Source organism: Ensifer sp. M14 (assembly GCF_003355565.1).
Lineage (GTDB): Bacteria > Pseudomonadota > Alphaproteobacteria > Rhizobiales > Rhizobiaceae > Ensifer.
Map to the genome: position 1 here is coordinate 3775296 of NZ_QJNR01000004.1, position 25592 is coordinate 3800887.

General features: G+C 62.4%; 30 protein-coding genes. 18 read left to right on the forward strand and 12 right to left on the reverse strand.

The features are described 5' to 3' along the window. Window position 1: 1 nt before the first annotated feature. The 3 genes from BLJAPNOD_RS18360 (at window position 2) to BLJAPNOD_RS18370 (ending at window position 1770) form a co-directional block, all read left to right on the forward strand. Window positions 2-415 (forward strand): helix-turn-helix domain-containing protein, encoded by a 414-nt coding sequence (locus tag BLJAPNOD_RS18360; RefSeq protein WP_077504078.1) that lies wholly within the window; start codon window positions 2-4, stop codon window positions 413-415. 259 nt (window positions 416-674) lie between these two features. Next, a complete protein-coding gene (locus tag BLJAPNOD_RS18365) occupies window positions 675-1178 on the forward strand; it encodes a GNAT family N-acetyltransferase (protein WP_025426285.1) in 504 nt (167 codons plus the stop codon). 10 nt (window positions 1179-1188) lie between these two features. Then, window positions 1189-1770, forward strand: coding sequence for a DJ-1/PfpI family protein (locus tag BLJAPNOD_RS18370; RefSeq protein WP_115420721.1), 582 nt, complete (start codon window positions 1189-1191; stop codon window positions 1768-1770). A gap of 112 nt (window positions 1771-1882) precedes the next feature. On the opposite strand, the gene BLJAPNOD_RS18375 is transcribed toward BLJAPNOD_RS18370, so the two are convergent. The 4 genes from BLJAPNOD_RS18375 to BLJAPNOD_RS18390 form a co-directional block, all read right to left on the reverse strand. Continuing rightward, window positions 1883-2557 (reverse strand): nitroreductase family protein, encoded by a 675-nt coding sequence (locus BLJAPNOD_RS18375; RefSeq protein ID WP_115420722.1) that lies wholly within the window; start codon window positions 2555-2557, stop codon window positions 1883-1885. Between the two features lie 74 nt (window positions 2558-2631). Beyond that, the gene (locus BLJAPNOD_RS18380) at window positions 2632-3546 is read right to left on the reverse strand and encodes a cytochrome c (RefSeq protein ID WP_115420723.1); all 915 of its coding nucleotides are present in this window, start codon (window positions 3544-3546) and stop codon (window positions 2632-2634) included. Window positions 3547-3710: 164 nt separating this feature from the next. Then, the gene (locus BLJAPNOD_RS18385) at window positions 3711-4157 is read right to left on the reverse strand and encodes a cytochrome c (protein WP_115420724.1); all 447 of its coding nucleotides are present in this window, start codon (window positions 4155-4157) and stop codon (window positions 3711-3713) included. Between the two features lie 208 nt (window positions 4158-4365). After that, on the reverse strand, window positions 4366-5004 hold the full coding sequence (locus tag BLJAPNOD_RS18390) for a LysE family translocator (RefSeq protein WP_077504084.1): 639 nt from the start codon (window positions 5002-5004) through the stop codon (window positions 4366-4368). 132 nt (window positions 5005-5136) lie between these two features. Here BLJAPNOD_RS18390 and BLJAPNOD_RS18395 point away from each other — a divergent pair, with 132 nt between their 5' ends. Next, window positions 5137-5832 (forward strand): YafY family protein, encoded by a 696-nt coding sequence (locus tag BLJAPNOD_RS18395; RefSeq protein ID WP_115420725.1) that lies wholly within the window; start codon window positions 5137-5139, stop codon window positions 5830-5832. Here the strand turns inward: BLJAPNOD_RS18395 and BLJAPNOD_RS18400 are convergent. Both BLJAPNOD_RS18400 and BLJAPNOD_RS18405 read right to left on the reverse strand, forming a co-directional pair. Next, window positions 5798-6682 carry a metallophosphoesterase gene (locus tag BLJAPNOD_RS18400; protein WP_115420726.1) on the reverse strand — a complete coding sequence of 295 codons (885 nt, stop codon included), beginning with the start codon at window positions 6680-6682 and terminating at the stop codon, window positions 5798-5800. The genes BLJAPNOD_RS18395 and BLJAPNOD_RS18400 overlap by 35 nt on opposite strands. A gap of 288 nt (window positions 6683-6970) precedes the next feature. Further along, on the reverse strand, window positions 6971-7573 hold the full coding sequence (locus tag BLJAPNOD_RS18405) for a superoxide dismutase (RefSeq protein WP_115420727.1): 603 nt from the start codon (window positions 7571-7573) through the stop codon (window positions 6971-6973). A 221-nt stretch (window positions 7574-7794) separates the two neighbouring features. Between BLJAPNOD_RS18405 and BLJAPNOD_RS18410 the strand changes: the two genes are divergently transcribed. Further along, a complete protein-coding gene (locus BLJAPNOD_RS18410; RefSeq protein ID WP_244610964.1) occupies window positions 7795-8133 on the forward strand; it encodes a hypothetical protein in 339 nt (112 codons plus the stop codon). 174 nt (window positions 8134-8307) lie between these two features. On the opposite strand, the gene BLJAPNOD_RS18415 is transcribed toward BLJAPNOD_RS18410, so the two are convergent. Then, a complete protein-coding gene (locus tag BLJAPNOD_RS18415; protein WP_077504088.1) occupies window positions 8308-9189 on the reverse strand; it encodes a branched-chain amino acid aminotransferase in 882 nt (293 codons plus the stop codon). A 161-nt stretch (window positions 9190-9350) separates the two neighbouring features. Between BLJAPNOD_RS18415 and BLJAPNOD_RS18420 the strand changes: the two genes are divergently transcribed. The 4 genes from BLJAPNOD_RS18420 to tam all read left to right on the forward strand — a co-directional run bounded on the left by BLJAPNOD_RS18420 (window position 9351) and on the right by tam (window position 12693). Further along, window positions 9351-10391: a zinc-dependent alcohol dehydrogenase family protein gene (locus tag BLJAPNOD_RS18420; RefSeq protein ID WP_115421355.1), complete on the forward strand. Its 1041-nt coding sequence runs from the start codon at window positions 9351-9353 to the stop codon at window positions 10389-10391. A gap of 113 nt (window positions 10392-10504) precedes the next feature. Continuing rightward, window positions 10505-11065, forward strand: coding sequence for a phosphatase (locus BLJAPNOD_RS18425; RefSeq protein ID WP_115420728.1), 561 nt, complete (start codon window positions 10505-10507; stop codon window positions 11063-11065). A gap of 179 nt (window positions 11066-11244) precedes the next feature. Next, window positions 11245-11907 carry a haloacid dehalogenase type II gene (locus tag BLJAPNOD_RS18430; RefSeq protein WP_077504090.1) on the forward strand — a complete coding sequence of 221 codons (663 nt, stop codon included), beginning with the start codon at window positions 11245-11247 and terminating at the stop codon, window positions 11905-11907. A 12-nt stretch (window positions 11908-11919) separates the two neighbouring features. After that, the gene (tam, locus tag BLJAPNOD_RS18435; protein WP_115420729.1) at window positions 11920-12693 is read left to right on the forward strand and encodes a trans-aconitate 2-methyltransferase; all 774 of its coding nucleotides are present in this window, start codon (window positions 11920-11922) and stop codon (window positions 12691-12693) included. Between the two features lie 25 nt (window positions 12694-12718). Here the strand turns inward: tam and BLJAPNOD_RS18440 are convergent, their stop codons facing one another. Next, entirely contained in the window at window positions 12719-13612 is an 894-nt protein-coding gene (locus BLJAPNOD_RS18440) for a LysR family transcriptional regulator (protein ID WP_115420730.1), read from the reverse strand. Between the two features lie 140 nt (window positions 13613-13752). Here BLJAPNOD_RS18440 and BLJAPNOD_RS18445 point away from each other — a divergent pair, with 140 nt between their 5' ends. The 3 genes from BLJAPNOD_RS18445 (at window position 13753) to BLJAPNOD_RS18455 (ending at window position 17161) form a co-directional block, all read left to right on the forward strand. Beyond that, window positions 13753-14934: an MFS transporter gene (locus tag BLJAPNOD_RS18445; protein ID WP_115420731.1), complete on the forward strand. Its 1182-nt coding sequence runs from the start codon at window positions 13753-13755 to the stop codon at window positions 14932-14934. Window positions 14935-15022: 88 nt separating this feature from the next. Beyond that, a complete protein-coding gene (locus BLJAPNOD_RS18450; protein ID WP_115420732.1) occupies window positions 15023-15859 on the forward strand; it encodes an aldo/keto reductase in 837 nt (278 codons plus the stop codon). Between the two features lie 141 nt (window positions 15860-16000). After that, window positions 16001-17161 carry an MFS transporter gene (locus tag BLJAPNOD_RS18455; protein WP_077504095.1) on the forward strand — a complete coding sequence of 387 codons (1161 nt, stop codon included), beginning with the start codon at window positions 16001-16003 and terminating at the stop codon, window positions 17159-17161. A 9-nt stretch (window positions 17162-17170) separates the two neighbouring features. Here the strand turns inward: BLJAPNOD_RS18455 and BLJAPNOD_RS18460 are convergent, their stop codons facing one another. Beyond that, entirely contained in the window at window positions 17171-18079 is a 909-nt protein-coding gene (locus tag BLJAPNOD_RS18460; protein ID WP_115421356.1) for a LysR family transcriptional regulator, read from the reverse strand. Between the two features lie 120 nt (window positions 18080-18199). On the opposite strand from BLJAPNOD_RS18460, the gene wrbA reads away from it, so the two are divergent. Genes wrbA through BLJAPNOD_RS18475 form a run of 3 tightly spaced genes read left to right on the forward strand, consistent with a single transcriptional unit; the run spans window position 18200 to window position 20684 of the window. Next, window positions 18200-18832, forward strand: a complete 633-nt coding sequence (gene wrbA, locus BLJAPNOD_RS18465) for an NAD(P)H:quinone oxidoreductase (RefSeq protein WP_077504096.1) — start codon at window positions 18200-18202, stop codon at window positions 18830-18832. Next, complete coding sequence (locus BLJAPNOD_RS18470; protein WP_115420733.1) at window positions 18832-20040, forward strand: MFS transporter; 1209 nt, start codon at window positions 18832-18834, stop codon at window positions 20038-20040. Before wrbA ends, BLJAPNOD_RS18470 begins: the two co-directional genes overlap by 1 nt. Beyond that, window positions 20037-20684 carry an MBL fold metallo-hydrolase gene (locus BLJAPNOD_RS18475; RefSeq protein ID WP_115420734.1) on the forward strand — a complete coding sequence of 216 codons (648 nt, stop codon included), beginning with the start codon at window positions 20037-20039 and terminating at the stop codon, window positions 20682-20684. Before BLJAPNOD_RS18470 ends, BLJAPNOD_RS18475 begins: the two co-directional genes overlap by 4 nt. A gap of 83 nt (window positions 20685-20767) precedes the next feature. On the opposite strand, the gene BLJAPNOD_RS18480 is transcribed toward BLJAPNOD_RS18475, so the two are convergent. Then, a complete protein-coding gene (locus BLJAPNOD_RS18480; RefSeq protein ID WP_053250731.1) occupies window positions 20768-21160 on the reverse strand; it encodes a DUF2780 domain-containing protein in 393 nt (130 codons plus the stop codon). Window positions 21161-21517: 357 nt separating this feature from the next. Between BLJAPNOD_RS18480 and BLJAPNOD_RS18485 the strand changes: the two genes are divergently transcribed. Both BLJAPNOD_RS18485 and BLJAPNOD_RS18490 read left to right on the forward strand, forming a co-directional pair. Next, window positions 21518-23080 (forward strand): helicase HerA-like C-terminal domain-containing protein, encoded by a 1563-nt coding sequence (locus BLJAPNOD_RS18485; RefSeq protein ID WP_115420735.1) that lies wholly within the window; start codon window positions 21518-21520, stop codon window positions 23078-23080. Between the two features lie 97 nt (window positions 23081-23177). Then, entirely contained in the window at window positions 23178-23390 is a 213-nt protein-coding gene (locus BLJAPNOD_RS18490; RefSeq protein ID WP_025426258.1) for an alkylphosphonate utilization protein, read from the forward strand. 117 nt (window positions 23391-23507) lie between these two features. Here BLJAPNOD_RS18490 and BLJAPNOD_RS18495 read toward each other — a convergent pair whose 3' ends face one another. Further along, on the reverse strand, window positions 23508-23930 hold the full coding sequence (locus tag BLJAPNOD_RS18495) for an organic hydroperoxide resistance protein (protein WP_043610962.1): 423 nt from the start codon (window positions 23928-23930) through the stop codon (window positions 23508-23510). A gap of 117 nt (window positions 23931-24047) precedes the next feature. On the opposite strand from BLJAPNOD_RS18495, the gene BLJAPNOD_RS18500 reads away from it, so the two are divergent. Next, window positions 24048-24524 carry a MarR family winged helix-turn-helix transcriptional regulator gene (locus BLJAPNOD_RS18500; protein WP_077504099.1) on the forward strand — a complete coding sequence of 159 codons (477 nt, stop codon included), beginning with the start codon at window positions 24048-24050 and terminating at the stop codon, window positions 24522-24524. A gap of 148 nt (window positions 24525-24672) precedes the next feature. Here the strand turns inward: BLJAPNOD_RS18500 and BLJAPNOD_RS18505 are convergent, their stop codons facing one another. Further along, entirely contained in the window at window positions 24673-25446 is a 774-nt protein-coding gene (locus tag BLJAPNOD_RS18505; protein WP_115420736.1) for a L,D-transpeptidase family protein, read from the reverse strand. Window positions 25447-25592 lie beyond the last annotated feature (146 nt).

Below are 25592 nucleotides of genomic sequence, written 5' to 3' on the forward strand. Positions count from 1 at the left end.
CATGTATTCGATCGGCGATCTCTCCCGCCGCACCGGCGTGAAAATTCCGACAATCCGCTATTACGAGCAGATGGGGCTGATTGCTGCGCCGGAACGCTCGGAAGGCAACCAGCGGCGCTACGAGAAGCGAGAACTCGAACGTCTCGCCTTCATCCGCCATGCGCGCGATCTGGGGCTTTCGATCGAATCGATCCGCGATCTGCTGGCATTGAGCCAGCACCCGGAGCGCCCCTGCGGCGAAGCCGACCGCATCGCCAAGGAACATCTGGTCACCGTGCGCGAAAAAATCGCGCAACTGCAGAAGCTGGAAAGCGAACTTGAGCGCATCGTCGCCTGTAACGGCGACCACACGATTGGCGACTGCTATGTCATCCGTGCGCTGGCCGATCATTCGATGTGCGGGACCGACCATTGAACGCCGGCACGAGACAGCTGATGAGGGGCGACTGCAAACATAGACCCCTCCCCTATCCCCAGCCAGCTGCAAAAATCCCCGTTGACAAAAGCGTGGAAACGGACAATCTACGCACATGATCAAGAACGCACCCATCTGCCGCGCGTATTTTTGGCTGTTCCCATAGGAGCGGCCTGCTGATCACATTCAACAAGGCCGCCATCAGGCGGCTTTTGTTTTTCACGGCACCTGATGGCAAGAGAACCATGAGGAGCCGATAATGCTACAGACCGCCATCCCCTCTCTCCATCCGCTGCCGTCGACGCGCCCGCCGATGGTGACGATCCGTTGCGCCAAGCAGCGCGACCTTCCCGAACTGCGCGAAATGATTGCCGAGCTTGCCGCTCATCACGGCGATGCAGCACCGATCACACCGGAGCAGCTCGAGCGTGACCTCTTCGGCCGCACTCCCTGGATCACGGCCCTTGTCGCCGAAGCCGGCAACCGGCTGATCGGCTACGCCATCCTCGTGCCCATCTACCGGGCAGCGGAAGGCGCGCGCGGCATGGAACTGCATCATCTCTTCGTGCGCTCAGACAATCGCGGTACCGGCATCGGCCGCCACCTCGTCGCCAAGGCTCGCGAGCAGGCGAAGATGGCCGGTTGCGATTACCTGTCGGTCAGCGCCGCGACGGGCAATTTCAAGGCACACCATTTCTACGAGTCCGAGCGCTTCGTACCTCGTCCGGTGACCGGCATGCGCTATATGCAGAAGCTTGGCTGAGGACGAGACGATGCGGCTTGCAATCGTGCTTCACGAAGGTTTTGCGGATTGGGAATGCGCGCTGTTGATGGCGACGGCGCGCGCGCACCTCGGTGTCGACATCGAAGTCGCCACCCCGGACGGCGCGCCGGTGACGTCAATGGGTGGCCTCGACGTCTCGGCGCATCTGTCGATCGATGCACTTGACCCGGCAGGCTTCGACGGCCTGGTGATCTGCGGCGGCGCGATCTGGGGTACCGCCGACGCCCCCGATCTCGCTACGACGATCCGGTCGTTTCATCGGGAGAAACGGGTGGTTGCGGCAATCTGCGGCGGCGTCGATGCATTGGCTTCGAGCGGAATTCTCGACGCGACGGATCACGCGGGCAACAGTGCGGACAGCCTTGCATCGCTGCGTGGCTATCATGGCCACGGCCATTATCGCGATCAGCCGCAGGCGTGCGGCAGCGACCGCGTCGTCACGGCGGCCGGCACCGCACCCGTCACCTTCGCAGTCGAGATCTTTCGCGCACTCGGCCTCGGCTCGCCCGAACTCGACGGCTATGCGGCACTCTACGGCCGCGAACATGCGGCCGTCACGACGGCCGCTTGAGTAAATTAAAGCGCGTCCCGATCTCTAGGATTCGCTTGCGCTTTAAGCTCAGTTTTTGCCCATGTCGTTATCGCAAAACCGCTACGCACTTTTGCGCGACATGCGTTAGCCCTCAAAGCCAGGTCGAAATCTGCTCGAGCGGCTTCTTCACCTTGCCAGCGACAGGTACGGTCGCGTCGGGGGCGGGGTAACCCACCACCAGGATCAGGAACGGCTTTTCGCTGTCGGGCCGTCCGCAGATTTCATTGAGGAAATTCATCGGCGCCGGCGTGTGCGTCAAGGTCGCAAGCCCCGCATGGTGCAAAGCGGTGATCAGGATGCCGGTGGCAATACCGACGCTTTCGTTGACGTAATAGTTCTTCTTCATGTCGCCCGGATTGGGACCGCCGCGCTTCTGCGAGAAGATGGCAATGAGATAGGGTGCCGTCTCCAAAAACGGCTTTTCCTCATCGGTGCCAAGCGGCGCCAGCGCATCGAGCCATTCCTGTGGCGCCTTCTGCTGATAGAAGACGCGCTCCTCCTCTTCGGCCGCCTCGCGCACCTTCGCCTTGATGTCAGGGCTTTCGATGACCGTGAAATGCCAGGGCTGGTGGTTCGCACCGCTCGGAGCGGTTCCGGTAGCAAGAAGACAGGTCTCGATCACGGCGCGCGGCACCGGCCGCTCACTGAAATAGCGCGTGGTGCGACGACGGTTGACATCCTCGTAGAACTGCGCCGCCCGCGCTGCCATCTCCTGCGGGCTGCGCTCGATCCACTGGTCGTAGGGCAAGGTCTCATGGGTACGCATGATAAGTCTCCTCCTCTTTTGAAGAGGAGTTAGAGCGTGCCGGTCGATTGGAATCAAGCGGGTCGTCCTGCCCTTCAAAGGGCAGGAACGGCCTTGAGGTAGGCGGCAATCGCCTCACGATCGGCGGCGGTCAGCTTCGCCATGTTCTTCTGGACTTCGACCATGGTGCCGCCGACGGAATCGAATTCCGGCGTGAAGCCGGTTTCAAGATAGGAGGCGATGTCGGAAGCGCTCCATCCGCCAATGCTCTTCGAACCCGGCGTAATGTTGGGAATGCGTCCCTCGCCTTCCGGGTTCGGCGCGCCCGCCAGCCACTGTGCCGGCTCCAGGCCACCAAGCGCGTTTCGCGGTGTATGGCACTCGCCGCAATGGCCCGGCCCTTCGACCAGATACTGGCCTCGCGCCAGCTTCAGATCGGCGCCATTGATGGCGACGCGCGGCGTGTCGGTGAGGAACAGCAGCTTCCAGCCGCCGAGCGCCAGCCGCATATTGTAGGGGAACGGCAACTCATGGCCAGGCGCGACATCGCTCGCCTTGGGCAGCGTCTTCATGTAGCCCCAGAGATCATTGATGTCCTTCGGCGTCATCCGCGCATAAGAGGCGTAGGGGAACGACGGATAAAGGTGTTCACCGTTTCTCCCGACACCGCGCGTCATCGCATTGCCGAATTCGGCAAGCGTCCATGAGCCAATCCCGGCCGTTTCATCTGGCGAGATATTGGGCGCGTGAAAAGTGCCAAACGGGCTCTTCAGCGGCGCGCCACCGGCAAGAACGAGCCTCGCATCGCCCTCACTGCCCGGTTTCGCATGACAGCTGACGCAGCCGCCAGCCCAGAAGATCTGCTCGCCATTGGTCAGATCCGGTTCGCCCAAAGCTTCCCAATGATCCGCTGGCCAGGGTGCAGGTTTCGTCAACCACCAGAACGCAGCACCGCCGACAAGGCCCAGAAACACGATGCCCGAGACAAGCTTTCTAATTCGTCGGCCCATCAAGCTGCCTTTTCAACTGCAAAACCCTCATCCGTGAGCTTCGCTCACACTCCATATAGCGCGGCAAACCGCGACCGGTGTGACGTCCCGGACGTCACGACAACAGCGTCAATGCGCCGGCGAAAGCCGGCGCATCATCATCAGTTCTCTCTGAAGACCTATTGTCAGTTCTTCTTCAGCCGATAGATCTCATGACAGCTGCCGCAGTCCTTGCCGAGTATGCCCATCGCAGCGCCGACGCCGGCCTGGTCAGCGGGAAGCTGGGCGAGCACGGCGTCGGTATCAGAACCAAGCTTGGCAGCCTTGGCTTTGAAATCATCCATGTTTTCCCAGATCTTCGGGCTTGCTTCCGTCTCCATACCGGTTTCGGAGCCGGCGGGGAAATGGTCCGGGAACATCTTGACCGTCTCGGAGATGGTCGTCAGCGATGCCTTGACGATCTCGGCGTCATAAGGCTTTTCGCCCTTGGCAATGCCACCGAGCGCACCAGCAGCCTGACCAACCTTCTTCATCAGAGCCTGACGAACCGCCTGCGGTTCGTCAGCCGCAGTCACGGCTGTAACGCCAAGCCCAGCGAGGGCGGCGGCAAGCAAAAGAGCGCGTATCTTCATCGTGATCTCCCGGTCATTCGAATCCGCTTCTGCGGCCTTCGTGTTGAATGCGCCGGCATGATGGCATTTTAGCTATTCGACGGAAGTAACATTTTCTTGATGTCCTTGTCACATCAGCATAATTTGAAACGGACGGGCGATTGATAATCGCCTCGCCCGCTCTGTTCCTATAACATGAATATAATAATCATGTTTATACTTTCCAACCCTATCGCCCTCCGGCCCACCCCTGCCAGACGGTAAGGGCTGCCACCAACACCAGGATGATGCCGGCGACGCGGCCGATCAGGACGGTGGCACCGGGGCTGCCGACGAGAAAATCGCGGCCGCGACCGGCGGCGAGCGCCAGGCCGCCATAGACGGCGAGCTGAGTGATGGCGATCATCAACGCCATGACGGCGGCCTGCGACCATACCGGTCCGAATTGGGGTTTGAGAAACTGCGGGTAGACTGCCAGCATGAACAGATAGGCCTTGGGATTCATCAGGCTGGTGAGCGCCCCCTGACGGAAGCTCGCCCAGCGCGACAGCCGCCCGGTGCCGTCGATACCGCCGATGGTGATGGAACTGCGAATAAGGGAGTACCCGATCCAGGCGATGTATGCGCCGCCGCCGACGAGCAGAACATTGAAGAGCTGCGGCACCAGATGCAGGATGACGCTGACCCCGAGCGCTGCATAGAGCGTGTGCAGCACGCCGCCCGCCATGATGCCTGCCGTCGCCGACAGGCCGGAGGCTCGACCGCCCGTCAGCGAATTCGCCAAAACGAAGATCATATCCATGCCCGGCACGATGATGATGCCGAAAAGAAGGGTGAAGAAAAGCCAGAGATTTTCCGTGTAGCTCATGTCAGTTGTCCGATATCCGTTCAATCGTTGCCTGAGCGGATTGCTTATTTTTCAATCCGTTGCCGGGTGTTATAAGCGGCGTCAACTGACAGGGTCTTGTCAGGAGCGTTTTGAAGCGGCGGAGTTTTTTCGATGCGCAAGGCCTCGCGCCTGTTCGAGATCATCCAGATCCTGAGGCTCGCCCGCAAACCGGTGACAGCGGCCGAAATGGCCGAGACGCTGGAGGTGACGCCGCGCTCGATCTACCGCGATATCGCAGCCCTTCAGGCCATGCGCGTGCCGATCGAAGGCGGGCGCGGTATCGGTTACATCCTGCGCCCCGGTTTTGATCTGCCGCCGCTGATGTTCTCGATCGAGGAAACCGAAGCGATCGTACTGGCGCTGGCGCTGCTAGCGCGCACCGGCGACGAGGAACTGAAGGCGGCGGCCGGCCGCGTCAACCAGAAGATCACAGGTGCTGTGCCCGAACCGCTTAGGCTCGCCTTTCGCAACCAAGCGCTGCACGCCTGGGGAACGGTGGCCCCCTCGCCCACCGGCATCGATCTGGCGCTGGTGCGCCGGGCGATCCGGGACGAGCGCAAGCTTGGCGTCGACTATCGCGACGAACTCGGCCGCGTCACTGAACGGACGATCCGGCCGATCGCGCTGATCTATTACTCGGAAACCGCCAATATCGTCGCCTGGTGCGAGCTGCGCCAGGCGATCCGCAACTTCCGTGCCGATCGCGTCGAGCATTGCGAGGCGACCTACGACTTCTTTCCCGGCGAAGGCGAAGGTTTGCGGGATCTCTGGATCAGCGGTTGGCGGACGCGGCCAGGCGCGGCGTGACAGTCGTCAATGCCAGGGTTCGATCCGTTTCGCGCCCATAGCCGCGAATTTCCATTCTGTCCGTATGGATCTCGACGATCGCATAGGCGGTCGTATCCGGTGTCTCGACCATGCCCTTGATGTTGACGAAGTGGGTGCCGTCGACGAGGCCGTAATTGCCGTCATGATTGTGGCCGCAGAAATAGGCGGCGACGTTTTCGTAGCGGCCGAAGAGATCGACGATACGCTCACTGTCCCACATGTTATGGGCATTCGGCGGATAGACCGGATAGTGGCCCATCACAACGACCCTTTCGCCGGCAGTTTCCGCCTTGTGCAATTCCGCTTCCAGCCAGGCGAACTGCCGATCGCCGAGCGCAGCGTTCCAAGGCTGGGCGTTATCAGCCCCTAGCGCTTTCAGCGTCTCGATCCACCTCTCGGCGACTGCAAGACGCGGGTCGCCCGGTGGTGGGGCGAAGAGGCTGACCTCGTTGCCGTCAATCAGGATGAACCGCCAGCCTGTCGCTGCAAATGTCTGATATGCACCGGGCATGCCGACACGGGCGAAAACCTCGACGAGCCGCTCCGGCTCGACGCGGAAATCATGATTGCCAAGCAGAAAATGCCTGACATGGCGAAGCCTTTCATAGAGCGGCAGGATGGCATCGAAGCTCTGCCAGTCGCGATCGATGATATCGCCGAGCGTCACCACGAAGGCGAGGTCTTCGGCGTTGAAGGTCTCGATCGCTTCGGCGAGCTTCGTCAGGCTGTTGGCATAATAGCGGCCGAGGACGAGGTTCGGTTCCACGGCGGCATATTGCGGGTCGGCGATGACGCCGAAGCGGAGGAGAGGCTGTGTATCTGCGTGCATGGCGCCTCTCCCTAGCGCCATGCGATGACACTTTGGTGACGCCGAACCATCCCTCAACAAGGCGACCGCAAACGAAAAGACCCGGCGCAAGCGCCGGGTCCCAGACTGCTGACAAACCCCTGGCGAGAGCTGGGGGTTTGTGATTCACTGGGATATCCGGCCAATCAACCAGGAAACCTCAGCGCAAGCACAAGATCAAAAACAAAACCCGCCGAAAAATCGACGGGTTTGTCAGCAGTCTGAGACCCGGCGCAAGCGCCGGGTCCCGAAATCGAACTCTGGAAGAGCTTACTTGGAAACCGCTTCGTACATTTCCAGCACGTAGTCCCAGTTGATCAGGCTGTCGACGAAGGCTTCGAGGTACTTCGGACGGGCGTTGCGATAGTCGATGTAATAGGAGTGTTCCCAGACGTCGACGCCGAGGATCGGCGAAGCGCCGTGAACGAGCGGGTTTTCGCCGTTCGGGGTCTTGGAGATTTCGAGCTTGCCGTTCTTGACCGACAGCCATGCCCAACCCGAACCGAACTGGCCGGTGCCGGCAGCGATGAAATCGGCACGGAACTTGTCGTAGCCGCCGAGGTCCGACTTGATGGCCGCGTCGAGCTTGCCCGGCAGGCTGGTGCCGCCGCCGCCCTTCTTCATCCACTTCCAGAAGTGGATGTGATTGTAGTGCTGGCCGGCATTGTTGAACAGCGGCTGGTTGGTGCCATAGGACTTCTTGACGACTTCCTCGAGCGACAGGTCGGAGAGACCGGCTTCCTCGGCAAGCTTGTTGCCGTTGGTCACGTAAGCGAGGTGATGCTTGTCGTGGTGGTACTCGAGCGTCTCGCGCGACATGTAGGGCGCCAGCGCATCGTAGTCATAGGGAAGGTTCGGCAATTCGAAAGCCATGTGGGCATCTCCTCTTGGCATGGGATTTCGTCAGAGAAATCTGTGAGCGGGAACATAGGCACCGGCCTTGTCGGAGGCAACCGATGCAATGCCAAATTTTCCTCAACCCACGGAATATACTTTCAAGATCATTTTGAAAGCGGCCAAAGCCCGAGCACATTGGCGCCACGTTTGACGGGCAGCGTGCGCGCACTGCAACCCTTCGAGATTAAGGACTGAACATGCCGCATCGCACGATCCTCGCCCTCGCACTTGCCGCCGCAACCGGACTTTTCGCAACCTTCGCCCACGCATCCTCCGGCGATGCCTGGGAGGAATTCCGGGCCGACGTTTCGGAGAAGTGCATCGCGGCCGCCCCCTCGCTCGATAAGCCGGTCGTCGTCGTCGATCCGTTCGGCTCGGAAAGCTTCGGTCTTGCGCTTGTCTCCGGCAAGCCGAAGGGCGCTGAAAATGCCGTGACCCAGATCTGCGTCTACGACAAGCAGAAGAAGACGGTGGAAATCGGTGGCGAACTGGCAGGTGACACCGTCACGGTGGTGGCGCCACCGGCGGACAAATAGCTCAGACACCTTCGGGCGGCGGTGCGTGCAGAACCGGTTTCAGTCGAGAGGCCGAAGCGTGCAGACGATGTTGCACAGCCTCTAAACCGCGACCACGGCACGGGCAATGTGGCCCGTGCCGAGCGTCGACGACCGCCTATCTTGATCAGCCTTTTTGCGGAGGCCGACCAGTCCTCAGCCGTCCTGGCTGGAATGCGCCCAATCCATGTAGAGATCGCGTGCCTTGGCAGCAACCGGACCTGCCTGCAGGTCGCGGTCGTCAAGGCGGGTCACCGGCAAGACCTTGGAATAGTTGCCCGAGGTGAAAATCTCGTCGGCGGCCTCGAAATCAGCCATCGACAAGGTCGTCTCGACGACCTCGAACCCGGCCTCGCGCAACAGCTTCATGACGCGGAAGCGGGTGATGCCGGCAAGGAAGGTACGGTTTGCGGCCGGCGTGAACACCACACCATCCTTGACCAGGAAGACGTTGGACGAGCCGGTCTCGGCGATGTTGCCAAGCATGTCGCGCACCAGCGCATTGTCGAAGCCGCGCGAGCGGGCCTCTGTCAGAATGCGGGCATTGTTGGGATAGAGGCAGCCGGCCTTGGCATCGGTCGGCATGGATTCGAGCGTCGGCCGGCGGAACGGCGAGAGCGTCAGCGACGAGCCGCCATGACCATTGCCCATCGGCGCCTCGAACAGGCAAAGCGCAAAACGGGTAGACTCCGGATCGATGGCAACCACCCCGGCCGCGCCGTGCTCGGCCCAGTACATCGGTTTGACGTAGAGTGCCGTCTGGCCGTCGAATTTCTTGGCACCTTCCCAGGTGAGCGCCTCGATCTCTTCCGAATTCATGGTCGGTTTCAGCCCGAGCGCCGTTGCCGAGCGGTTGACGCGCTGGCAATGCAGGTCGAGGTCCGGCGCGATGCCATCGAAGACGCGGGCGCCGTCAAACACGGTCGAACCCAGCCACATGGCGTGGGAGGTCGGGCCGATCAGCGGCGGATTGCCCGACAGCCATTCGCCGTCGACATAGGTCCAGGTTACTGAGCGGGGGGATGTATCGACGGCCATCGCGGCGTCTCCTTCACGTTTTGTCTTCCGTATCTTCCGCCATAGCTCGAAAAAACAGCATGGGGGTGAATGGGTACATCAAAAAATGTCATGGCGTCCATTCTGGAACGACCGGAAGCCGCATGCCAGAATGCCGGCCGACAGCCAAGGAGCCTGCCCCGATGAAAGCCATGTACTACGACGCCTTCGAGAAGACGCCCGAGATCCGCACGCTTGCCGATCCGACTCCGAGCGAAAACGGCGTTGTCGTCAAGGTCGAGGCGACAGGGCTCTGCCGCTCCGACTGGCATGGCTGGATGGGGCACGACGCCGACATTCGCCTGCCGCATGTGCCGGGCCATGAACTCGCCGGCATCGTGACCGCCACCGGACGCGGCGTCATGCGATACAGGGTCGGCGACCGGGTGACGGTGCCGTTCGTTTCCGGCTGCGGCCGCTGCGGCGAGTGCCGCTCGGGCAACCAGCAGGTCTGCGAGGCGCAGTTCCAGCCGGGCTTCACCCATTGGGGTTCCTTTGCCGAATATGTAGCGCTCGATTTCGCCGACCAGAACCTTGTCCATCTGCCTGAGAGCATGGACTTCAAGACCGCCGCCAGCCTCGGCTGCCGGTTTGCCACGTCGTTTCGCGCCGTCGCCGACCAGGCACGCGTCAAGGGCGGCGAGTGGGTGGCGGTTCACGGCTGCGGCGGGGTCGGCCTCTCGGCCATCATGATCGCTGCAGCGCTCGGCGCACATCCGATCGCGATCGACATTTCCGAAGAGAAGCTCGCCTTCGCCAAGAAGCTCGGGGCGGTTGCCACGGTCAACGGCCTCAACACGGACGATGTTGCAGGTGCTGTGAAGGAAATCACCGGCGGTGGCGCCCATGTCTCGATCGACGCGCTCGGCCATCCCGTCACCTGCTTCAACTCCATCAAGAACCTGCGGCGGCGCGGCCGCCACGTACAGGTCGGCCTGATGCTCGGCGATCATGCGACGCCCGAAATCCCGATGGCACAGGTGATCGGCCACGAGCTCGAGATCTATGGTAGCCACGGCATGCAGGCATGGCGCTACGACGCCATGCTGTCGATGATCGCCGACGGCAAGCTGAAGCCGCAGCAGTTGATCGGCCGCGAGATTTCGCTCGAGGAGGCGATCCCCGCCCTCGTGTCGATGGACCGCGCCACCGATCTCGGCATCAGCGTAATTACCACGTTCTGACAGCTTCTCATGTAAAGGTTGTTCGCTTTCGGTGGCGGATATGATTTTGCCCTTAAGTCGCAAACGGTTTCAGGGCAAAATCATCGCAGGAAGAATCAAGACGAGGTCCTGTCATGGCGCTAGCGGCAGCTGCCACCGGGGAAGAACTCTACAGCCCTGTTCTCAAAACCAATCCGGCCCATCCGAACGGATGGCCCGTCCGGATAATCATCAGTTCGCAGACGGAAGCCCGGCACAATCGGGGACTCTGGGCGCCGACGCACCTGATCTCAATGCGGGCGCCGGCGAGCCGGCTTTTGTCGATGATCGAGTTGCCGCCGGAAAGGCATCTCGAGCTTTATTTCGGCGACGCCACCGATCCCGATGCGCCCGATGCCGCGCGGCCGGAGGCGGTCGAGGCGACCTTCAAATTCATCGACGGCCTGCCCGAGGATGCGCATCTGCTGGTCCACTGTCTGCGTGGCATCGGCCGTGCGACGGCGCTGAGCCTTGGCATTCTTGCGCGTTACATGTCGCCCGAGGAGGCGGCCGCGGCGTTGCATGCGTTACGTCCGGAGGCGAAGCCGAACCGGCATGTTGTCGGGCTTTGCGACGCGGCGCTCGCGCTCAAGGGCAAGCTTGCGAAACAGGCCCTGCGTTTCCCCGCGAAAGTCTGGAAACCCGGCAAAGGCTGATGCTGACGGCGCAATCTCGTTGTGCAATGCACAAATCTTTGCCATGATCGCGCAAAAGAACGGATTTCGCAGCGTGCCTCCACCGGCACAATGCGGTAAGTCTTTGTTTTCGGACACGCTTTGATGGGACCGATGATCCCGTCCGCCGCGCAGCCGGAGACGATGGACGGGAGGAAAGAATGTCCCACGCGGCCTATGTCTTCGATGCCTATGGCACGCTTTTCGACGTGCATGCAGCGGTTCGGCGCCATGCGGCCGAAATCGGCCCGGACGGGCAGGCCTTTTCTGAACTCTGGCGCGCCAAGCAGCTCGAATATTCCTGGGTGCGTTCGTTGATGGGCGCCTATCAGGACTTCTGGCAGTTGACCGAACAGTCGCTCGACTACGCCTTTTCCCGGTTTCCGTCCGCTGATCGCAAGCTGAGGAAGCCACTGCTCGATGCCTACTGGACGCTCGATTGCTACCCGGAGGTTCCTGCCGTCTTAAAGGGCCTGAAGGAGCGCGGAGCGCGGCTTGCCATCCTTTCCAACGGTTCTCCCGACATGCTGGCCGCAGCCGTGCGTAATGCCGCCCTCGAGATTGTCATCGACGACGTCTTCTCGGTCGATACGGTGAAGACCTACAAGGCGGCACCGGCGGTTTACGATCTCGTCACCACCCGCTACCGGCTTTATCCGCATGCGGTTTCCTTCCAGTCGTCGAACCGCTGGGACATTGCAGGCGCGACGAAGTTCGGCTTCCGAACGGTCTGGATCAACCGGGCGGACATGCCCGACGAATACCGTGACCAGGGGCCGGCGCTGATCCTGCCTTCGCTGGAAAGTCTGCAATTCGGCATCTGAGGACTTGTCTCCATGGCCTGGTCGGCGTCGCAATATCTGAAATTCGAAGACGAGCGCACGCGGCCGGCGCGCGACCTGCTGGCTCAGGTTCCGGAGTTGCCGCCGGGCCCCGCCTTCGACCTTGGCTGCGGTCCCGGGAATTCGACCGAACTAATCCAGCAGCGGTTTCCCGACGCCTCCGTTTCCGGTCTCGACAGCGACGAGAACATGCTGCTCGCCGCTGCCAAGCGGCTGCCAGGCCTGACCTTCGAGAAGGCCGACCTGGCCACCTGGGTGCCACCCAAGGGCGCCTCCCTGTTTTATGGCAATGCCGTGTTCCAGTGGCTGCCAAACCATCTCGACATTCTCGAGAGGCTGACCGCTTCCCTTGCGCCCGGCGGCACGCTCGCGGTGCAGATGCCCGACAATATCGACCAGCCAACCCATGTGCTGATGGAAGAAACGGCCCGCAGCGCTGAATTCACCGACGCCTTCGATGGCCGGACGATCCGCCGCAATCCGCTGCCGGCGCCGTCAGCCTATGTCGAGCGCCTGTCGCGGCACGCAGCCCATATCGAGGTCTGGCATACGATCTACTATCACCGGCTGGCCAACGCCGAAGCGATCGTCGAATGGGTGAAGGGGACGGGGCTACGCCCCTATCTCGATGCGCTACCGCCGGAGCGGCGCGACGATTTTGCCGCGGCTTATACCGACCGGATCCGTGACGCCTACCCGACCCTCAGTGACGCCCGGGTGCTGCTGCGCTTTCCCCGGTTCTTCGTCGTCGCGGTCAAGAGCGACTAAGCCAGACCACACCGCAGCCCCTGCATCAAATCCGTTCGACCAGGAAGTCGATGAAGGCGCGGATGCGGGCGGCCAGATGTTCGTGGCCGGCATAGACCGCGTAGACCGTCTCTATCTCGTCGGGCTGATATTCCTCCAGAAGCGCGACCAGCCGGCCGGCGACCAGATCCGGCTCGGCGTGGAAGCGGCCGATCCGGCCAATGCCGACACCGGCAAGGCAGAGCTGCTGGACGATCGCACCGCTCGATACCTGCAGGTTTCCGAAAACGGACAGAAGCTCCATAGAGCTCTGACCGGGGACGCGAAAGGCCCACTCGTCGACGCTGCGGCGGAAGTTGAAACGAATGCAATTGTGATTTTCCAAGTCCGCCGGCGTCTGCGGCACGCCGTGTTTGGCGAGATAGGCAGGCGACGCGATCACCACAGGCCGGCGCTCCATCAGCTTGCGCGCCTTCAGCGAGGAATCACGCAAGGGGCCGGTCCGGATCGCCACGTCGGCCCGTTCGCCCACCACGTCGATCAGGCTGTCCGTGAGAGTCAGATCAAGGCTGACGTCCGGATAGCGTTCGAGAAATTCAGGCGCGAGCGGCAGAATGTAACGCTCGCCAAAGCCGACCGAGGCGTTGACGCGCAAAAGACCGCGGGGCGAGAGCCGACCTCCGGCTGCCACCAGTTGTTCGGTGTCGGCGATCTCGGTGAGGATGCGCTGGGCGCGCTGCAGGTAGACTTCACCCTCCGGCGTCAATTGCAGGGTGCGGGTCGAGCGCACCAGCAGGCGAGTGCCCAGCCGATCCTCGATCCGAGTCACCAGCTTGCTCACGGCAGACGGCGATAACCTCAGCCGGCGGCCAGCAGCAGAAAAGCTGCGCGTCTCGCAGACGGCCACAAAGACCTCCATCTCGCCGGCACGGTTGTCCATCGGTCACCTTTGAATTCAGTTCACAGTCATTTATCCGATTATACGGATTATCGCGCAAGCTCTCCGCCCTCATATTCCCCTCGAACACATCAACGCCAAAACGCCCGGTCCCTCCCAGCCGGACGGGAAAAGGTCCTGTCATGCCCATTGCGCTCTTTGCATTGACGGTCGCGGCCTATGCGATCGGAACCACAGAATTCGTCATCGTCGGCCTGTTGCCGACGGTTGCCGACGATCTCAATATCACCCTGCCGCTTGCCGGCCTCATCGTCAGCGTCTACGCGCTCGGCGTCACCTTCGGCGCGCCTGTCCTGACGGCGTTGACCGGCCGGATCGAGCGCAAGCCGCTACTCGTCGGCCTGATGGCGCTATTCATCGTCGGCAATGCCGCAGCCGCGTTGTCGCCAAGCTACGAGCCCCTGCTGATTGCCCGCGTCATCTCCGCCTTCGCCCACGGTGTCTTCTTCTCCGTCGGTTCGACCATTGCCGCCGACCTCGTGCCCGAGGACCGTCGCGCCTCGGCCATCGCCATGATGTTCATGGGCCTGACGGTCGCAATCGTCACTGGCGTGCCGCTCGGCACCTGGATCGGCCAGACTTTTGGCTGGCGCGCTACCTTCTTGGCGGTCACCGGGCTTGGAGTCATCGCCCTTGCGGCCATCGCAACGCTGCTGCCGAACACGCTGACCAAGGCGCCGCCGGCCCGGCTGATCGATCAGGTGCGCGTTCTCGGCTCCGGGCGGTTGCTGATCGTCTTTGCCATGACTGCCCTCGGCTACGGCGGCACCTTCGTCGCCTTCACTTTCCTGGCGCCGATCCTGCAGGAAATCACCGGCTTTTCCGCAGGCGTCATCAGCCTGATCCTGGTGCTCTACGGCGTCGCGATCGCGATCGGCAACATCGCCGGCGGCAAGATCGCCAACCGCGACCCCGTCAAGGCCCTGGTCGGGCTGTTCCTGGCACAAGCCATCGTGCTCGTGCTCTTCACCTTCACGGCTACGTCGCAGATCCTGACGCTTGCGACGCTTGCAAGCCTCGGCTTCCTGTCGTTTGCGACCGTGCCCGGCCTGCAGCTCTATGTGGTGCAGCTTGCCAAGCAGCACCGCCCGGGTGCTGTCGATGTCGCCTCGGCGCTCAACATCGCCGCCTTCAACCTCGGCATTGCCATCGGCGCCTGGCTCGGCGGCGTCATCGTCGCCTCGTCGCTCGGTCTCGGTATGACACCGATGGTCGGTTCAGTCCTGGTGGTCGGCGCTCTGCTCTTGACGCTCTTGAGCGGTGCACTGGACCGCAAGGCAGAAACCGTCGCCCAGCCGGCTTGACCAGGCGGCCATCTGGCCCACCTATAACCTCGCCTCTTTCCCGCCCGGCCGATGGCCGGGCGTTCTTTCGAAAACAAGGAGTTCCCCCATGCATTCGGTCAATTCCAACGGCGCCAACATTCCTGCGCTCGGCTTCGGCACCTTCCGCATGCCCGGTGCCGATGTGCTGCGCGTGCTGCCGGAAGCGCTGAAGCTCGGCTTCCACCACGTCGATACCGCCCAGATCTACGGCAACGAGGCCGAGGTCGGCGAAGCCATACACAAATCGGGCGTCGCGCGGGCCGACATCTTCCTCACCACCAAGGTCTGGGTCGACAAATACGCCCATCGCGATTTTCTCGCCTCGGTTGACGAAAGCCTGGCCAAGCTCAAGACCGATCACGTCGATCTGCTTCTCCTGCATTGGCCGGGTGGCAGCGACGTGCCGATGGCGGAGCGCATCGGCGCACTGAACGAGGTGAAGAAGGCCGGCAAGGTCCGCCATATCGGCATCAGCAACTTCAACACCGCCCAGATGGAAGAGGCGGTGAAGCTGAGCGACACGCCTATCGCCACCAACCAGGTCGAATACCACCCCTATCTCGACCAGACAAAAGTGCTCGACACGGCCCGCAAGCACGGCATGTCGATCACCGCCTATTACGCCATGGCCAACGGCAAGATCCCCAACGATCCGCTGCTGAAGGAGATCGGCGCGCGCCACGGCAAGACCGCGGCACAGGTGACCTTGCGCTGGCTGGTGCAGCAGAAGGACGTGATCACCCTGTCGAAAACGGCAACGATCGAGCGGCTGAAGGAAAACTTCGACATCTTCGACTTCGCACTCGGCGATGGCGAAATGGCGGCGATCCACGGCCTCGCCCGTGCGGATGGCCGTATTGTCAGCCCGGAAGGCCTGTCGCCGATCTGGGACAAGGCCGCCTGACAATTGTTTGCCGATCCGCCGCCGGTTAAGTTCCCAACCGGCGGCGGATGATCTATGCAGATCTCCAACGGGATCGATACCGATCCCCTGGGACATCGATGCCGATCTCCCGAGGAGACGCACTGTCTGTGGGAGGGGCCGATGACGTCGAAAACCGTTGAGGTGGGCGACTTCGCTCCGGACTGGCCGGCCATCATCGCCGTCGTGCTGGGCGTCACCGCCTTCTCCGTCGCTCAAGGCCTGACCTATCCGCTGATCTCGTTGTCGCTCGAAGGCCGCGGTGTGTCTGCCGCCACGATCGGGCTCAACGCCATGGGCTTTGCCGCCGGGCTTGCGGCGGCGACCCTGTTGCTCGGCCATCTGACGCGGCTTGCCTCCGCCGACAAGCTGATTATCGCCAGCCTCTGCGGCTGCTCCTTGTGCCTCGCAACCCTTGCGTCCACCTCCTCGCTTCCTGTCTGGTTCGTCGCCCGCTTCGCGCTCGGCTTTTTCGTCAGCATGGTCTTCATGCTGGGTGAAGCCTGGCTCAACACCGCCTGTCCGGACCGGTTGCGTGGCCGGGTTTCTGGTCTCTATGGCGCAGGCATGTGCGGCGGCTTTGCCGCCGGGCCGCTGGCGATCCCGCTTCTCGGCACCAGCGGCGGCCTCGGCTTTGCGCTGCTGGCGATCTACATCGCGCTGGTTGCCTTCCTCACCGGCCTCCTGACGATGGGGGCACGCACACGGCCGGAGCCTTCATCGACACGCGATCTCTTCGCGTTCTTCCGGCATGCACCGATCCTGATCCTGATGGTGCTGATGTTCGGCTTTGCCGATATTGCGGCAATCTCGGCGATGCCGGTCTATTTCGTCAAGACGGGCCACAGCCAGGCCTTCGCGGCGCTGAGCGTCACCGTGCTTGCCGTGCCGACAGCGCTGGCGCAGCCCTTCGTTGGGGTGCTGCTCGACAAATTGCCCCGTCGGCGCGTGGCGATTACCGCGGCGGCGGTGGCGGCAACCGGCTATCTCGCCATTCCGCTGGTGACGTCCGCACCTTTGTTGCTGGCGCTGTTCGCGCTGATCGGCGCTGCCAGCTTCGCGCTCTATACGGCCGCTTTGACCATGCTCGGCGAACAGTATCGCGGCAGCATGCTGGTGGCTGGAAGTGCGGCCTTCGCGCTTGCCTATGCCGCCGGCAGCGCAGCCGGATCGGGCGCGACCGGTTTTCTCATGACGCTGATCAATCCGGCCGCCGGCCCGCTCGGCGTCGGCCTGGTGCTGGTCGTTTCCACGCTGATCTTCGCCGCCGCCGGCAGGCGATAGGGGCTGCCGTCAGCGTTCGCAAAGCCGCGCGAGCGCCTCACCAAAAATACGCGCGGCCGGTCCGAGCGGTTCGTCGATCCGGTGGACGAGATAGGCCTCGGCCGCGACCTGGCTGTTGCGACCGAGCGACGCTGTCGGCAAGCGGACGAGCCGACCCTCGGCCAGATCCCGCTCCACCTGCCAGAGCGGCAATCTCCCCCATCCGAGCCCTGCCAGGATCAATGCATGCTTGGTGTCCTGGTTGCTGACGCGGCAGGTCTGTGGTGAAAGCACGCCGAAGTCGCGCCCCTCGGAGCGCTGCGTGGGGTCCGAGAGGACGATCTGCAGATGATCAGCAAGTTCGGGGCTGCCGAGCGCGCCGTCGACGGCGCTGAGGCCGAGGGGATGCTGCGCGGCAACGACTGCGATCAGATGCACATCCGTCAGCGCCTGCCGGCCGATCGCCGGATCGCGAAAATCCTCGCCGACCATGATGCCCAGCGTGAAGCGCCGATCGATCAGGCCATCGAGCGGGCCACCGAGCGGTGCGACCGCAAGCCTGATGGCAACGGACGGATAGGCGACCCGCATTTCCTTCAACGCGGTGCCGACGGTCGCGATCGGGAACAGCGTGTCGACGATCAGGGACAGTTCCAGCTCGATGCCCTCGCCGAGGCCACGCGCCCGGGCCCTCATGGCATCGACGCGCAAGAGGATATCGCGTGCATTGGCAAGCAACGCCCGACCTTCCGCCGTCAGCACCGGCCGGTGCCCGGAGCGGTCGAACAAGGAGACCCCGAGCCCGGCCTCGAGATTGGCGATGGCGTGGCTGACGGCAGATTGGACGCGGGACAACCGGGTAGCACCGGAGCGGAAACTGCCGCTCTCTGCAACCACCACGAACGTCCGCATTTGGTCGAGGGTCAACGCATCCAGCATGATCGATTCCATAGATCAGTTTGATGAAGTTTATATCACTTTTTCAGATCATCCAAAACCTCCATCCTCCCTGACATCGGCGGCAGCAAATCGACCGCAAGCGGAACAAGGGAAACCGAAATGACAAAGATCCTCGTGCTTTACTACTCTTCCTACGGCCACATCGAGACGATGGCTGCGGCCGTCGCCGAGGGCGCACGGGCCGCAGGCGCGAGCGTTTCGTTGAAGCGCGTGCCCGAGATCGTGCCCGAGGCTGTCGCAATCAAATCCGGCTACAAACGCGAGCAGGCAGCACCGGTCGCAAGCGTTGCGGAATTACCAGATTACGACGCGATCATCCTGGGCACGCCGACCCGCTTCGGCAACATGGCCGCGCAGATGAAGAACTTTCTCGATCAGGCGGGCGGCGTCTGGGCCAAGGATGGCCTGGTCGGGAAAATCGGCAGCGTCTTCACCTCGACCGGCAGCCAGCATGGCGGTCAAGAATCAACCATTCTTGCGACGCATACGGTGCTGCTGCATCTCGGCATGGTGATCGCCGGCTTGCCTTACAGCTTCAAGGGCCAGATGCGCATGGACGAGATCACCGGCGGCTCGCCCTATGGCGCCTCGACGCTCGCCGACGACGGCAATGGCGGCGACCGGCAGCCAAGCGCCAACGAACTCGATGGGGCACGTTTCCAGGGCCGCCACGTCGCCGAACTGGCGCAGGCACTGGTCGCCGGCAGGGAACGCGTAGCGGAGTTCGCATGATGTCTGCGGTCGTCGCTTATACCCCGGAAAAAACCGACTGGATCGCCGTCACTGCCGTCGTAACGGCCGGCATGGTTGCCGCGATGCAGGTCGGCAAAGGGCTGATCGCCGGCCCCCTGCTCCAGGCTGATCTCGGCCTCGACCTTGCGGCGCTCGGCTGGATCACGTCCGTCTTTGCGATCGTCGGCGTCGTCGGCGGCATGCCGGTCGGCGCCATGGTCGCGGCCATCGGCGACCGCCGCATGGTCTGCGTCGGCATGGGCATCCTCCTCATCGGCATCCTGATCGGTGCAGCGAGCCCGAACTTCACGTTGCTCATCCTGTCGCGCATCTTCGAGGGCTTTGGCTTCCTGCTCGTCGTCGTCGCCGGTCCAGCGATCCTCATGCGCATTGTCGCGCCCACGCGGCGCGACCTGGTCTTTGCGCTCTGGAGTTGCTTTATGCCGGCCGGCATGGCGATCGCCATGCTCTCAGGCCCGCTGTTTGCCAGCTGGCAGGCGATCTGGTGGAACAACGGTCTCATCGCGCTCCTCAGCCTGCTGACCGTCATCGCGGTTGTATCCCCGTCGCAGGCTACGGGTCGCGCAACTGCCGGCGGTCTGCGGGCAGATATTGCAACGACGCTGACAAGCCGTGGGCCGCTACTGCTCTTTGCCCTGTTCGCCCTCTACAGCCTGATGACCTTCACGCTGTTCAGCTTCCTGCCGATCCTGCTCGTCGCGCGCATGAACATTTCGCTCGGAACTGCAGGCCTGCTCAGCGCCCTCATCACGCTAGCCAACGTCATCGGCAATCTTGTCGCCGGCACTATGCTGTCTCGTGGCGTCGGCCGCAGCCGTCTGGTCATCGCTGCCGCCACGCTGATGGGGACCTCCGGCCTCTGGATCTTTCTCTCGCAATCGGGCGATACGCTGACCTTTGCATTGTGCGTGCTGTTTTCGGCGATCGGTGGGCTGATCCCCGCGACCTTGATCTCGACGGTGCCGATGCTGTCGCCACGCCCGTCGCTCGTGCCTATGGCGATGGGCCTGTTGATGCAGGGAAGCAATCTCGGGCAGCTTGTCGGCCCCGTTGCAGTCGGAACCGCAATCGAAGTCTACGGCTGGACATCGGGCGCCGCCTTCATCGGCGCCGGCGCGCTCGCCTGCATCCTCCTTGCCAACACCCTTGATCGCGCCCTGCGCGCCAAGGCCGAGGAGAAAGCATGATGGAGCATCTGTTCGATACCCTCTATGGCGCCGGAGCGGAGCATCTCAGCTTCGCGCCCGATTTTACCGGTCGCGCCTTCGTGCTTCGTCGCAATAGTGGCAACCTCATCGTCTACGCCTCGCGGCGATTGGCCGAGGAGGCCGAAAGCCTCGTTTCGGCGGGCATGACAATACGGCAATACATCAACCACCATCACCAGGCGATGCCGTCATGCGATTGGGCTTCAGAACACCTCGGCGCGCCGTTGTTCGGCCCCGAACTGGAACGCCGACAGATCCTGGCCCATTGCCGCATGGGTGGCAGCTTTGCCGATCGCGAATTGTCGTTCCCGGACTTCGAAGTGATCCCCACGCCCGGGCACACGGTAGGCTCGGCCTGCTTCCTCTGGGACGACGGCCAGCGTCGCTACCTCTTCACCGGCGATACGATCTTCCTGAAAGACGAACGATGGATCGGCGCTGTTTTGAGCAGCAGCGACAGGGCCGCCTATCTCGCCTCGCTGGCGCTGATCAAGACGCTCTCCTTCGACGTTCTGGTGCCGAGCCTGGCAAAGGGCGCGCCGTTTCACCTGACCGATAAGAGGGAAACGGAACGCCAGATCGATGCGATGATGCGGCGACTGGAACGCGGCGCAGACGGTTGATCGTCGATCGAGAATAGAACACGGCAACAAAAAACCCACCGGCGCGAGCACCGGTGGGCTTCTTCAGATGCGCCCGAAAGGGATCAGACGAACTGGCTGAGACCCGGGACCGAGGCGACGACTTCGTCGACGACGTCTGCGCCAGCCTTTTCCTTGGCAAATGCAATGGTTTCCTTGGCAAGCGAGGTGATCTCGCCCATGCCGAGGCCCTGGCTCATCAGCTGCTGGCCGAGCGCCATGACACCGCCGCCGCCGATCGCCGACATCAGGCCGCCGAGCAGACCGCCACCGCCCGTGCCTTCGCCGTTGTACTGTGCGATCAGGTCGGTTGCGCCCGGGATCGATTCGATCATCTGGGCAACCGGGCCGTCAGCCGCTTCGCGCTGCAGAAAGCCGAGGATCATGCCGACAGCCTTTTCAGCCGTCGCAGGCTCGAGGCCGACATTCTCCGCTACGCGCGTGACCAGTTCATTCATGGATAACTCCCTCGTTGAATTTTGACGTTGACGTCAAGGTAAATGATCGCTTTGGGAATAACAAGCGACGATGGATGGAATACCGGGCAATTCACCGGCTTTCAAACGCTCCCTCGCGCACGCCTCGCAGTGCGATCCCATGGCTCGGGCCGATCGTTTCACGGCCGCGACCGCTTGGCAATGCGACCGATCTACCCCTGCTTGAACAGCACCGTTTCAGGGTTGAGCGTTACAATCGCCTTGTTGCCGGGTGGAGCAGCACCGCCTATAACAGAAGCGAGCCACATTTCGATGACGGGCCCGGCAGACAAGCCGCGAACCGCCCGCTTTCATTGATGAAACGGAGATGAAGCCCACATGGTGGAAGAAGGCAAGCTCTTTATCGGCGCCAGCCGCAAGCCGGACGATACGATCAACAAAGGCGAATATCTCGAGCTGAAATTCGGCAACCGCCACGGGCTCATCACCGGCGCCACCGGCACCGGCAAGACCATCACCCTGCAGGTCCTTGCCGAAGGGTTTTCTAACGCCGGCGTTCCGGTGTTCTGCGCCGACGTCAAGGGCGACCTCTCGGGCATCGGCGCGATCGGCGAGACCAAGGACTTCATCCTCAAGCGCGCCGAACAGATCGGCCTGTCGACCAATCCCTACGAATTCCAGGAATTCCCCGTGATCTTCTGGGATCTCTATGGGGAAAAGGGCCACCGCGTCCGCACCACCATGTCGGAAATGGGCCCTCTCCTCCTGTCGCGGCTGATGAACGCAACGGACGCGCAGGAAGGCGTGCTCAACATCGCCTTCAAGATTGCCGACCAGGGCGGCCTGCCGCTGCTCGACCTCAAAGACCTGCAGGCGCTGCTCAACTACATGGGCGAGAACGCCACCCAGCTTTCCAACCAGTACGGCTTCATCTCCAAGGCCTCGGTCGGCTCGATCCAGCGCGAACTTCTGATCCTGGAACAGCAGGGCGCCGAACATTTCTTCGGCGAACCGGCGCTGAAGATCACCGACATCATGCGCACGACCAATGACGGACGCGGCGCGATCTCGGTGCTTGCCGCCGACAAGCTGATGATGAACCCGCGTCTCTACGCGACCTTCCTGCTCTGGCTCCTGTCCGAGCTGTTCGAGGAGTTGCCCGAAGTCGGCGACCCGGAGAAGCCGAAGCTCGTCTTCTTCTTCGACGAGGCACATCTTTTGTTCAACGATGCGCCGAAAGTGCTGACGGAGCGCGTCGAACAGGTCGTGCGCCTCATCCGCTCCAAGGGCGTCGGCGTCTACTTCGTCACGCAGAACCCACTCGACGTGCCGGAAACGATCCTCGGCCAGCTCGGCAACCGCGTCCAGCATGCGCTGCGCGCCTACACGCCACGCGATCAGAAAGCGGTCAAGACCGCCGCCGACACCTTCCGCCCGAACCCGGAATTCGACTGCGCCACGGTCATTACCAACCTCGGCACCGGCGAGGCGCTGGTCTCCACGCTCGAAGGCAAGGGCGCGCCGTCGATTGTGGAACGCACCCTGGTGCGCCCGCCGCAATCCCGCGTTGGCCCGCTGACGGCGGAAGAGCGACAGAAGGTCTTGGAAGTCAGCCCGGTTCGCGGCCAGTACGACGAAGATTTCGACCGCGAATCGGCCTACGAAATGCTGACGGCACGCGCCAAGAAGGCGGCAGAAGCGCAGCAGCAAGCCGAGCAGGCGCCGGTGGAGGCCAATGCCGGCGGCAGCCGCTGGACGCTTCCGGGCTTCGGCGACGACGAGCCGGCGGCACCTGCCGGAAAGCAGGCACGTCCGCGCTCGTCCGGATATCAGCGTGAGACCGTGGTGGAAGCGGCGATGAAATCGGTTGCCCGCACCGTGGCGACCCAGGTCGGTCGCGCCCTCGTCCGCGGCATCCTCGGCAGCCTCAGCAGGCGCTAACGGCCAACATCGTCGGCCAAGACGACACGAATTACCATATTGGCACGCCCTGATCCGCCCGGACCAGGGCGTGCCCGCATCTTGAAAGGAACAGTCCATGGACGTGAAAGATTCGAACGGCGCCATCCTCAACGACGGCGACAACGTCACCCTGATCAAGGACCTGAAGGTCAAGGGCACGTCAACCACACTGAAGCGCGGCACGGTGGTCAAGGGCATCCGCCTGACCGACAATCCCGACGAAGTCGAGTGCCGGGTCGAAAAGATCAAGGGCCTGGTGCTGCGCACCGAATTCCTGAAGAAGGCCTGACACTGCCGCAGGCATGTTCGGGAAACGGCGCGCGCTCCCTGCACGTCACTCAAAACAACAAAGCCCGGCGGGAACCAACCCGCCGGGCTTTGTTGTTTTCTCAGCGAAACGAGGGCTTCAGGCGACCGTCAGCTTGACGTCGATATTGCCCTTGGTGGCGTGGCTGTAGGGGCAAACGATATGTGCCTTCTGGACGAGGTCTTCGAGCACGGCCTTGTCGACGCCCGGCGAAGAAATTTCCAGCGCAGCGTCGATGCCGAAGCCGGTGCCGTCTTCTCGCGGGCCGATGCCGACAGTGCCCGTCACCGTGGTGTCTTCGGGAAGCTTTACCTTCTCCTTGCCGGCAACGAACTTGAGCGCGCCGAGGAAGCAGGCGGAATAGCCGGCAGCAAAGAGTTGCTCAGGATTGGTGCCGCGGGCTCCGTCGCCGCCCAATTCCTTCGGCACGGTCAGCGTGACGTCGAGAACGCCATCGGCGCTCTTGGCCTGGCCGGCGCGGCCACCGGTTGCGGATGCAGTGGTACGATAGAGAATGGGCATTGGCAGGGTCTCCTTTGCGTTTTCGATGTCGATGCGAATTACATATTGCAAAATTAAATTGTACGCAAATTAATTTTGCAAATTGCATTTTCGGACCAAATTTGCGACAATACGGCTATGACGACGAAAGCGGCACAATTCGAAGCGATCCCCGACGAAGCGCTGACGCTCGGCAAACAGCTCTGTTTCGCCGTCTATTCTGCCGCCCACGCCTTCACGCGCGCGTACAAGCCGCTGCTGGATCGTTTCGGCCTCACCTACCCGCAATATCTCGTGCTGCTGGCGCTCTGGCAACAGGACGGGATGACGGTCAAGCGGATCGGCGAGGAGATCGGGCTGGATTCGGGAACACTGTCCCCTCTCCTCAAACGGCTGGAGGCGGCAGGGTATGTCGGTCGCCAACGGGATCCTGGCGACGAACGGCAGGTGATCGTCAGCCTGACGGACAAGGGCCGAGACCTCAAGACGGAGGCCTTCGGTATCCTGGCGGATATCGGCAAGGTATCGGGTTGTAGCCTGGAGGAAGCCGGTGAAATCAGGGAAACTCTGCATCAGTTGACGCGGCGTCTGTCATCCGGCGAGAGCGAAAACTAATCGTCGCCGTCGCGGATCGGCGCAACGTCTAAACTCAAGCCTTGAGAAGCTTGCAGATCGTGGGGCCCAGTCTGGGTGTGCGGCACAAAACCCGGGTGCCGCAAGTGGGGCACCCGGAATACTTGAAGCCCATCGCCGCAAACGTGGATCAGACGACGAGGATCGGCGCCTTGCCGCGCACGCGATCGTAGAGATCCATGACATCCTGGTTGAGCATGCGCACGCAGCCGGACGACACGGCCTTGCCGATCGACTGCCATTCAGGCGAGCCATGCACGCGATAAAGCGTGTCCTGCCCGTTCTGGAAGATGTACAGCGCGCGGGCACCCAGCGGGTTGTTGACGCCCGGCGCCATGCCGCCGTTGCTGGCGGAGAATTTCGCCAGTTGCGGCTGACGGGCGATCATCGAATCGGGCGGCGTCCAGCGCGGCCACTTGGCCTTCCACTGGATGACGCCGCGACCGTTCCAGGCAAAGCCCTCCCGACCGAGACCGACGCCATAGCGCAGCGCGCTGCCACCCGGCTGGATGAGATAAAGGAACCGGTCGCCGGTATCGACGACGATGGTGCCCGGGCGTTCGCCGAAGGGGTCGCTGACTTCCTGCCGATAGAAACGTGCGTCGATCTGGCGGTAGGGCACGGCCGGGATCTGGTAGCCGCCATCGTCGACCGCGGCGTAGATGTCACCATAATAGGCGCTCTGTGGCGGCAGGCCGGTCGGCTGCGGGCCTTCCAGAATGCCCTCGGCACGCGGATCGACCCAACGCCCCTCGAGAGCAGGATTGCGGAACACCGGTGCGGTTTCCTGACGGAAGCGGTCGGTGTTCATCGAGGACGTACAGCTTGCAAGACCTGCCGAGGCAAGCGCGATACCGGATGTACGGAGGAACTGGCGGCGGGAAAAAATGACTGAAGAGGACATCGAACTCTGAAAGGCTTGAGTGCGGCGACGAACTGGAGTGCTGCACGAAATTGATTAACGAAACGATTCGCGCAGACCTGCCCAATTTAAGAATGCTGGCATCTACGGCTGGAACGAGGCTTGTGTCAGCAAACATCGGATCACGT